Annotated in this window: 1 pseudogene; it reads right to left on the bottom strand. The window is 42.5% G+C overall.

What is annotated here, in order from left to right:
* Positions 1 to 7: 7 nt before the first annotated feature.
* Positions 8 to 228, bottom strand: a pseudogene (locus R0J88_RS24300) (cysteine synthase A); the annotation flags it as partial.

The following is a 228-nucleotide window of genomic DNA, read 5'->3' as shown; positions in this document are numbered from 1 at the left end:
GCCATGATTATTGCACAGGCTCTTGGTCACTGAATTCCTCCTCAAATAGCGCGCGTGATAAGTACCGTTCAGTGGCACTCGGTAAAAAAACAACAATATTTTTGTCGGCATTTTCTGGTTTTTCAGCAATAGGTTTTGCTGCCACTACAGCAGCGCCCGATGAAATACCCACTAATATTCCTTCTTTTTTCATTAGCTCATGTGCCATAGCAATTGCATCTTCGTTAG

Source organism: Pseudoalteromonas sp. SIMBA_162 (assembly GCF_046535955.1).
GTDB classification, from domain to species: domain Bacteria; phylum Pseudomonadota; class Gammaproteobacteria; order Enterobacterales; family Alteromonadaceae; genus Pseudoalteromonas; species Pseudoalteromonas marina.
This window is presented reverse-complemented; position numbering and strand designations above follow the sequence as displayed.